The following is a 10,435-nucleotide window of genomic DNA, read 5'->3' on the forward strand; positions in this document are numbered from 1 at the left end:
TTGTATTTATTAAAGTGTATTGGTTTTCAATTGCTCGAGCACCTTCGTAATCGTCGTTGTAGGAATCGCAAAACCAATGCCTTGCGCCTCAGCGTTCACAGCCGTGTTTATACCGATAACCTCTCCCTTCTCGTTGAGAAGCGGTCCTCCAGAGTTCCCTGGATTAATAGAGGCATCCGTTTGCAGCAAATGCTCGTAATTATGGTTCCCTTGCTCATCTGCAATCGTAATTGGACGCTCTTTCGCGCTTAACACGCCCATAGTCAACGTTTGATCGAAGCCATATGGATTGCCGATCGCCATCACCCAGTCACCGATTCGCGTTTGGTCAGAGCTTCCCAGTTTAAGTGACGGGAATGCTTTGCCATTAGGCTCTTCCACCTTAAGCACAGCCAAGTCTAGATCGTAACTCGAACCAAGCACCTTTGCTGTTAGAGGCTCGTCATAACCTTGAACCGTTACTTTAACCTCCTTCGCGTCAGCAATTACATGCTCGTTAGTCAGAATATAACCGTCCGATTCGAAGAAAAAGCCTGTGCCCGAGCCTACCAGCTCAAGATTTGAACTGCCTGGCTGCTGTTCTTGCGATTCTTGCTGTTGTCCGTTGCTGCCCGACCCGCCATTTCCAAAAAACTGTTGAAAGCGTGGATCGTCGAACATGGAGTTCGAACGTGCTGGCTCCCCATAATTTTCGATCTTCACAACTGCGGGGCTCGCAGCTTTATAGACGGAAGCGATATCTTCACTTGAGCTTAGCGATGCTGTAGACAAGCCAGCATCCTGCTGTCCTGAATTGCTAACAACGCTGGAGCCCGAGTTTTGAACGGTTTGTTCCCCTCCGCTGAACAGATTGTTTTTATCTGCCATGTAGGAGAAACCGCCAATGACGAGAGCGCCAATCAAGAACGATGCAAGCAGCGTTTTTGCCGAGCTGCCGCCCGCACGCTTTGAACGTTTTTTACCGCCTGCTGCTGACCCTGACCCGCTTCCGCTCCCATCTTGTCCCAGCCCAAGCTCCCTCTCATACGAAGCTCTTAGCTCATTTGTTGATTTGTTGGATTCATAAATATAAGTAGTGACAGGAGTCCGGTTCGTTTCATTCGATGTATGGTTCGACGTGTAAGTATCACCGCTCGTTTCTGAGCGTTTGTTTTCCTCGTTCATCTCTATCATCCTCTCAATAGTAGGTGTCTGTTTCCTATGTACCTATCATGCAGGATGTACCTTAAACAAAACTTAAGTGGACTATAAAAGAACATAAGAAAAATAGAGTTCTGATTGTAGTTTGTTTTTCTAGCTTCTCACAACAAGGCCTTCCAGCTGCTTTAAACGAAAAAAAGCCAACCACAGTAAATACCATGGTTGGCTTTGTAGCTATTCTATATTCGCCTAAGCGATTAGTTTGAGCAGTTAGCCCGTATTCCGAAGGCCTGCGGCAATGCCGTTGATCGTCAGAAGTACTTCGCGAAGCAGTTCTGGATCATCTTCCTCGTTATCACGCAGTGCACGAAGCTCAGTTAGCAGCTGCACTTGCATGTAGCTAAGCGGATCGACGTACGGATTGCGCAGACGAATGGACTCTTGGATAACAGGAACATTATCCAAAATTTCCGTTTGGCCTGTGATGCTAAGAATAAGCTCAGATGTAAGCTTGTATTCTTCTTCGATTTGCTCAAAAATACGATCACGGATCGTTTTATCCTTAATCATATCTGCATATTCCTTCGCAATGAGCAAATCTGCTTTAGCAAGAGCCATTTGAAGATTGTCAATTAGCGAGCGGAAGAACGGGAACTTCTCGTACATCGTACGCAGCGTGTTCAGCTTTTCCTCGTCGTCGCCAGTATATTGCTTCATTGCAGTACCAGCGGCGTACCATGCCGGCAGCAAGTAGCGGCTTTGCGTCCATGCGAACACCCAAGGGATGGCGCGCAAATCCTCGAAACGATCACTGTTTTTCCGTTTGGAAGGACGTGAACCGATGTTCAACTCACCGACCTCAGGAAGTGGTGTCGACTCCTTGAAGTACGTCAAGAAATCTGGATCGCGGAAAATAAGATCCTGATACTTCTCGAGTGCCGTCTCGGAAATCGTACGTGCAATTTCTTCCCACTCCGCTTCTGCTTGCGGTGCTTGCTCTGGGTATTTCGCCAGACGAGCAGCCGTAATCAGCGCCCAAGTTGCTTGCTCCAAGCTGCGGTATGCAATACCTTGCATCGAATAACGCGAGGATAGAACCTCACCTTGCTCGGTAATTTTGATGCCGCCGCCAACCGTATGTGGCGGTTGTGCAAGGATACTGCGGTTAAGCGGCATGCCGCCGCGGCCAAGCGCTCCGCCACGGCCGTGGAAGAACTTCAGCTTAACGTCGTACTCTTTGCCGGCAGCTGTAATTTCATTAAGCGCTACGCGCAGCTCCCAGTTCGCTGTAACAACTCCGCCGTCTTTGTTGCTATCGGAATAACCAAGCATAATTTCATGCAGGTTGCCTCGAGCTTCTACCGCTTGACGGTAGATCGGCATTTCGAATAGCTGCTTCATAATAGCTGGTGCTGCATGCAGGTCATCAATTGTTTCAAATAGCGGTACCGATTGCAGTGTACAACGAATCGTGCCGTCTGCTTCCTTGCGGAACAAGCCAACTTCCTTCGCAAACACCATAACCTCAAGCATGTCGCTTGCCGCTTCCGTCATACTAATCAGATAACTTGAAATACAATTGACGCCAAACTCTTGCTGCGCCCGGTAAATCGTATGGTATACATTCAAGCATTCACGCGTGGACTCCGTGTAATCTAAATGCCCCGAAGTAAGCGGGCGCGGATCATTTAGGAGACGGTGAAGCAGTTCTGTTTTTTCTTCTTCAGGAAGTGCCGCATAATCTGCTGCTACATTCATTTTCGCCAAAATTTCAGCCATCGCATTTTCATGCTCTTGGCTATGCTGACGAACATCAAGCGCCATAAGGTGGAAACCAAACAGCTCCACTTGACGTACTAACTTAGCAAGTGCTGTATCTGCTACATAATCGGCGTAGTGATGACGCAAGCTGCGATCGATAACGAGCAAGTCCTCGCGAAGCTCTTCCGGGTGGTTGTAACGCATTTGCGAACCCTTAAGCGATTCATCGCGTGTATTAGCCAGCTTTTCTAGCATAAAGCCAAGCTTAATACGGTATGGCTCCTTCGTATTTCTCCAAAGTTCGACGCACTTAAGCTCAACATGCTCGCGATCCGATCGAATCGAATCGATAAGCTCAGCCGATACCTCGACAAGGTTTGTGCTGAAGCTGAGAAGGTCCATAAGCTCGCCTAGTTTTTCTTCGTACTTGCGAATAGCCAGCTGACGGTGCAGCGTTAGCGTTTCCCAAGTTACCTGAGCTTTCACGGATGGGTTGCCATCGCGATCGCCGCCGATCCAAGAGCCGAATCGTAAGTAATCAGGCACATGCCAGTTCTCATCTGGATAGTATTTGCTTAGGCAGCGTTCAAGCTCTTCATAAACATTAGGAAGCACCTCGAACAATGTCTCATCAAAATAGTACAAGCCGTTACGAACTTCATCGATAACGGTTGGTTTGCGGTCACGAAGCTCGTCTGTTTGCCACAAAATAAGAACCTCATTCATGAGCTTCTCACGCAGCTTCTCGCGCTCGCGATAAGTTAGTGTTGGATTATCCAGCTCCATCACATCTACAGCAATCCGTTTATGAATATCAAGCACCGCGCGGCGAGTTGCCTCGGTCGGGTGTGCAGTCATTACTAGTTCCAGCGAAATATTGCTCAAAATATCTCTAACTTCCTCGATTGCAATGTCGCGTTCCTTCAGATCTTGAACCGCGCTCTCAATGGAGCCGCGTTGGACCGCTTCGCCAGCAGAAACCTCGTAATCACGTTTCCGTCTAATCCGATGATTTTGCTCTGCAATGTTGACAAGCTGAAAATAAATGGCAAACGCTCTAATCACTTGATGACGTATTTCCGGGTTAAGCGATGATACATTTTCTTTAAATTGATCAAATAATTCCGGTACAAATTCAGCGCGAAGAGATTTACTTTGTTCACGAATCCGTTCTACGATTTCAAGCAGCTCGCGGCCGCCTTGATGAACAAGAACTTCACCGAGAATGTTGCCTAGAAACCGGACATCGCGTCGCAGCAAATTGTTAGCCTGCTGCCGATTTGTGGTCAAAGTAGATGCAGATTGATCCGACATACTGTTCCTCCTAAATTTTTGCGAAGCAACGATCGCTCCGTAAGCATTTACTTGTTTTCCGAAGCAGTAATCGCTTCGAAAGCTTGCTTGTACAACATGAACGTTTTTTTGACTTCTACCATCATACTACAAAAACCTACAGGGTTGAAGCCCTGAAGCCAATCCTAACAAAAACAGATTCACGCAAGCAGAGTATATAACCCGCTCCTTTTTGCTGCTTATGTTTCCGGTAAATAATAACTGCGAAAGACAACCCGCTTCAGTTAAGTTAACGATGCTTAATAAATTAGCAAAAAGGCTGGTTTAATCCCATAAATTAACCCTCTTATGAAAAAGACCGCAGCACCTCTAACTGAAGGGCGCTGCGGTCTTGCTCAAGTCGAATTATGCCATTAATTGAATTAATTTCGCCAGCATTTTTGCTGCTTCCTCACGGGTAGCCAAATCCTTCGGTGCAAAATAGCTGCCTGCCTTATTTGCATAGATCTTGCCGTTAATGATTCCCGCCTGCTGCACTGCAGCTGCTGCTTCCTTCGCAAAGGCTCCAATAGATGATGCATCTTCAAACGCTATAGCATTTGTCTGCGCAGGCAAATCAAAGTTCATGACATTAACGAACCTTGCAATCATAGCCACCATTTGCTCACGGCTAATATTGGCTTTAGGATTGAAGCTGCCATCTCCAGCGCCTCCGACAATTCCTTTTTCAGCCGCCCATGCTACCGCCCCTGCAAAGTAATCGGATGACTTCACGTCCTTAAAGCTAGATGACGTGTAACCGTCCAGTTGAGCGCCAGCAATTCTTGCAAGGATGAGTGTGAAATCAGCCCGTGACATGTTAGCCTTTGGAGCAAACTTTTGATTGCCCAAGCCGCCGATTATATCTCGGGAAGATAAGTAAAGGATAGAATCCTTCGCAAAGCTTGATGCCGTGTCCAAAAATGCCACATGATTGTAGCCAACTCCGTAAGTAGAGAAATGGCTTACCGTAAACTGCAATTGACCTGTCGACTTATCGTACACGCTGTTAGGTACATTGATAAGTTTGCCGTCATTTGCAATATAGTAGATGACTACTGCTTGGCTGTCTTCGTTTGCTTGAAGAGAATAAGGAATGCTTACCCTTGCTTTACCGCCCTTCAAATCGGTAATCGCTGTTTTTCCGCCGATCACATCAAACTCATACACAGGATGGCTGCCGATCGTTTCCTTAATCGCACTAGACAGCTTAGAAACATCCACTTTGTTGACCGCTATGGAAAGCTCGCCATTCCCTGAGGCTGCCGCCAATGTTCCAATAGCCTTAGCATCAAAGGAAACGATTCCGAGTCCTGCATTAACATCCAGCGACTTCAATCCCTTAGCTGCAAGCTTAGCGATCGCTTTTTCCTCAAACTTGATAGCCGTTGACTTGGTGTCTGTGTTAGCCGCTATTTTAAACTCAATGGATGCCGGCTTGCCGTTTGATGCTTTATCTAATGCAGCTATTGCTGCATCCAATTGATTTAACGTTACCGTTGCCGTTGTCTTACCGCTGTTATCCGTTTCAGCTTTAAGCGTGCTTACTGCTTTTACGGTCTCCCCATTTACGATCGTCACTCCAGCATCTTCAGGTTTTGTAGAAGGTGCAGGCGTCGGCGATGGATTCGGTGTTGGCGATGGAGTTACGATGTCACCTGAAGTAACCGTGACACTCGTCTCAGCGAGACCATATCCGTCAGCACTCGCTGCTGAAATGACCGCTGTTCCGGCTTTTAACGCTGTGACATTTCCATTTGAATCTACAGTTGCCACAGCTGTATTAGAAGAAGTCCATATTGCAGCAGCAGAGCTTCCGCCTACAGGCTGGACAGTTGCAACCAACTTAGATGCAGCATCTCCAACTTTTAAGGAAAGGGAAGCCTTATCCATCGTTACTTTCGTTACATTCAGCTGATATACGCCTACCTTGCCGCCTACCTCATAAGCAACCAAGAGTAAAGGCATTCCAGTTGGGCTAATGTTAGCCGGAATAAACTCCAAGCCTTCTGGGCCAGTATCTGTATCTAAGTTGTCCTTGCCTTGACTGTCTTTGAACACGCGAGTATTTGTATAATTAGCGAATGCCGCATGCGCAGGATCTGTTACATCATAGGTCATGAAGCCACCGATGCGCTCAAGACCAACGAATGCCAAAACCTTATTGCCAACCTTCCCCGTTTTAATATCTTCCGGTTCTGGTCCCTTCTTGCCGCTTCGATCATCAATAGCTGTCTTACTGTTGCTTGTGTTAAAGAATGCTGGTAAGCGATTGCCCGTTATCGTTTCAAAATCGTTGCCGCTGTCATAGACCTGCTCCATCGAGTTCGCATTCCAGATAGAGAAAGAACGTCCGCCATACATGTAAATGCCGTCATTGCCCATATCGCTTGCGACTTCAATACCATCATAAGCAGTCTTGCCCTTTAGGAAAATCGCTGCCGCTGAAGTCGGATCAAGCTTTCCTTTTAATGCACCTATCGTGCTGCCGTTTGTACGGTTCGGCCATTCCGTTACATCGCCTTCATTAGCTGTAAAAAGGTACGTTTGACCGTTAATCGTATGAGATGCGATACCGTCAGGCATGTACATCCCTTTAAACGGTACATTTTCCAACTTAATCGCACCGTCTTTTAGAACGTCGAGAGAATTGCGCGGATCATTATAATCCTTTAATCCGAGTGCTTTTACAGCCGTCACTTTGTTCGTTTCGATATCAATAATCGCAATTGCATTATTCTCTTGCAATGACACATAGGCTGTCTTGTTATCATCCGAAAGAGTGATATACTCAGGCTCCAGATCATACACAGCGTCTGCTTTTGTTCCGCTCAATTTAATTTTTCCATCTGCCGGATCTACTTTGCCGCGAATATGAACACCATCCTCGATAACGGACGGATCATCGAAGAGTACATGGGTAACTTTGTTGTTTACTGTATTGACGATCGTTACGCTTCCTTTAGGATCATCTGTACCATTGCGCGGCTCCGCCTCATCCGCAGTAAGGATATACTTTCCATCAGCTGTTGACTTAATCATATCCGGTTGTACACCAGCAGCGTAGGCTGAGATTAAATTACCATCATAATCGAGTACGATGATTTTACCTGGCTTGAGTGGATCCGCCTCTTGTACTGCGACAGAAACTCGCTTAGTTGTCGTATTAATATCTACACTAGTTAAATCACCGTATACAAAACCTTCAACCTCGGCCATCGGCTTAACAAGTATCGTTTTTTCTTTAATTAGCGTTCCGTTCCCGCTTCCTAAGCTGACAATATCTAGGCTTGGCGGATCACCGGAGCCGTTAACCAAATAAAATTTTCCATTGTCTTTGTTGAATTTCACGATCTCGGCAACGCCGCCATCTTTATTGAATTGGCCTACTGAATACTCTCCGATTTTTGAAATATTGAGCGTATCTTTAAACTCAGCGGACGCTGGCTTTATGATCATATCTGCAGCTGAGCTTGCTACAGCCAATCTAACTTCGCTGCCAAAAACTCCAATGGTTCCAGTAGCTTGTGCATTGTCCCCAACTTCAACCTTCGGAAACGCTCCATTCACATAAAGCAACATATCGTTATCAAGCTTAATCGTATTAGCCGTTTTGTCCATGGCAGTTACATTGCCTGTAGTTGTCACTCTCCTGCCGTACATATCAGCTGTTACTGAACTAAGCTTATCTACGTTAAGCATAGACTTATCGAACGTATCTTCCGCCACTATGCTAAAAATTTTATTGTTCAGCCTTGTTACCTGTAAGTTGCCTTTTACCCGCACTTCGCCGTCATGAAGACCAGCCGTCCCAGAAACGCGTACCTCTGCACCTACCGGGATGGATGGGTCCATGCCTTCAACAGCAATTGCGCCCGTAAACGATTGTACATAACGCACTGCATTTGCTTGGCTGTTATCCGATTTAACGGACGGAGTTGTAACCAAACCTTCAACCGTTACCGCTTTGTCTGTTGTATTCTTCTGGAGTGAACCGATAAGCTTCACAAAATCAGGAATGACATCAACGGTTCCCTCTGTTTTCCCACCTCGCGTAGGCGATGGATCCACTACTGCAAAATCAGCAGCATTGTTGTTGGAATCTTGAAAGTTAATGCGGCGCACGCCTTTAACAGCCGCTGGCAGTGAAGCTCCATTCCCTACAGATGTGCCTTCATGCAGTTTAGTTTGAACCGCACCGAAGCCTACCGCATCAACAACTGCCGAAGTAGAGTACACTCCTTGAAATAATTCCACTGAGCCATCCACATCAGACATGCCGATGGATTGCTCTTTCGTGCTTGCATATGCATCAGCTAGGTAAGGATCTCCGTAATTTTTATCGCTCGTATTGCCCCAAGTTGCTTCAAGGCGAACGAGGTAATAATCATGAGGAGCAATAACCGCACCTTCTTCAAAATCATAGCCTTGTACCGTTGTAGCACCTTTATTGCTGTATCTTAAATGATATCCTGCAAGTGATATTGGCGAAGCAGTCGGATTGTAGATCTCAACAAAGTCATACAAGTACGGAGATGCTGCTGGCGGAGTATCTTTATTAATTTTTCCGCCGCCGCCATATACTTCATTAATTAGAACATGAGTTGCTGGCGCTATACTGGATTGAATGGTAAACGCTAACGACTTAACTATGCTAACTGGCGTACCTGCCGTGCTGTCAGTCGCTGTAATCGTCACATTAGTATTTAATACCGCCTTGGTCGGTGTCCCCGTTAAAGCACCATTTGACGCAAGGCTAAGTCCTTCTGGCAAGCCAGTTGCAGTAAAGGTATATGGCGTGTTTCCACCAGTAGCTTGTATAACCGCAGAGTATGGAGATCCAACAAAGCCATCAGCAAGAGACGCTGTAGTAATGGCTAGCGGCTGAACAACACCCGGCCCCCATGCGCCGTCAGCACCGCTGCGAGGTATTGCTGCTAGTAATGCATCGCCTGTAGCTAACTCATAATCGACTTGTTTGAAATCCGCTTTATTATTGTCTGTATCTAAGAAGTTGCTGCGGCGAATGGACTTTTTCTTCGATGTGCCTTCTGCTGAGCCCGTAGGGAATGCAGTCTCATATCCGTCGATATTGCTATCCTTATCATTGCTTCCTGTACCTACCATATCTACATAGCCGTCTGGCTTAGTGTCAAAAGGATTAGGATCAGTCAGTAAAGTTTGATTGCTCATGAGAGCAACCTTCATCCCTTTATTGTTAATGAAACGCTCCCAAGTAAGATCACTTTTGGCAGAGAGATTTACTTTAGGATTTGCAGCACCTGTAGAAGCTCCTGTTATTAGAAAAGAAGAATGTGCTTTAATCGTCCCGGACAAATTAAGCTTTTCCCAAGCCTGAGTAGCACCTGTCGTTGCACTGGAGCCCCGATCCGCATATTGCAGCGACCAACCAGCAAGATTGACATCACTATCCGTCGGATTATAAAGCTCAATAAATCCATGAGATAACAGTATTTCAGTATCCTTATTCAATCCACCGCCATATACTTGATTAATGACAATGTGCGGGGTGGCTACATTATAGGCGCTGTCTACTGCGTAAGGCGTCCCCGATAGCGGTGATCCGGCAGCCATGACTGGCCCGCCTGCCAGCACCATGCTGGCCGTAATTTCCGTAGCTAATAATAATGATATTAACCTTTTACTATAGATCTTCAAGTTTCACTCACTCCCATATCTATTATGTTAACTAGAATTGTAGAGAGTTTTTATTTCATAATGATTAATGTTCCATGAAGCTTTTGTAAAGCGCTTGGGGTTTGGTGGGGGGTTATTGGTGGAGTGATTGATAAAACACTTGATAAGCCATTCCAAACCTCGTCAAAGCACATGTTTAACAACTTTAGTGTATGGGCAAACAAAACAGCCCGCTGAGAGCTTCCAGACGGGATGTTTTGTTTGATATGTTTATTTATCTTTGCACATATAATATTTTCGGCTCAATATTGGAAACTGCTGTTATGTTGTTCATGTTTAACCTTTAACCTTAACGGACATGAAATCCGCTATTTCGAGAATTCAAGCTCATTACGTGGATCTAACGGACATAGGATGCGTTAATAGCTCAAAAAGTAGCCAAACTAAGCATCCTGAAACTAAATAAGAGATCCTATGTCCGTTAGATCTGTAAAAGGACGGAATTTCGGCAAATAAGGTATCTCATGTCCGTTAATTCTACATA

Annotated in this window: 3 protein-coding genes; all 3 read right to left on the minus strand. The window is 45.9% G+C overall.

The window, feature by feature from the left end:
- Window positions 1-9: 9 nt before the first annotated feature.
- The 3 genes from BK120_RS32870 to BK120_RS32880 all read right to left on the minus strand — a co-directional run bounded on the left by BK120_RS32870 (window position 10) and on the right by BK120_RS32880 (window position 9,912).
- A complete protein-coding gene (locus tag BK120_RS32870; protein ID WP_076271684.1) occupies window positions 10-1,164 on the minus strand; it encodes a S1C family serine protease in 1,155 nt (384 codons plus the stop codon).
- Between the two features lie 246 nt (window positions 1,165-1,410).
- Window positions 1,411-4,215 (minus strand): phosphoenolpyruvate carboxylase, encoded by a 2,805-nt coding sequence (gene ppc, locus BK120_RS32875; protein ID WP_076271685.1) that lies wholly within the window; start codon window positions 4,213-4,215, stop codon window positions 1,411-1,413.
- A gap of 384 nt (window positions 4,216-4,599) precedes the next feature.
- Complete coding sequence (locus BK120_RS32880) at window positions 4,600-9,912, minus strand: choice-of-anchor I family protein (RefSeq protein WP_076271686.1); 5,313 nt, start codon at window positions 9,910-9,912, stop codon at window positions 4,600-4,602.
- Between the last annotated feature and the right edge of the window lie 523 nt (window positions 9,913-10,435).

The organism is Paenibacillus sp. FSL A5-0031 (assembly GCF_001956295.1).
In the GTDB taxonomy this organism is placed as follows: Bacteria; Bacillota; Bacilli; order Paenibacillales; family Paenibacillaceae; genus Pristimantibacillus.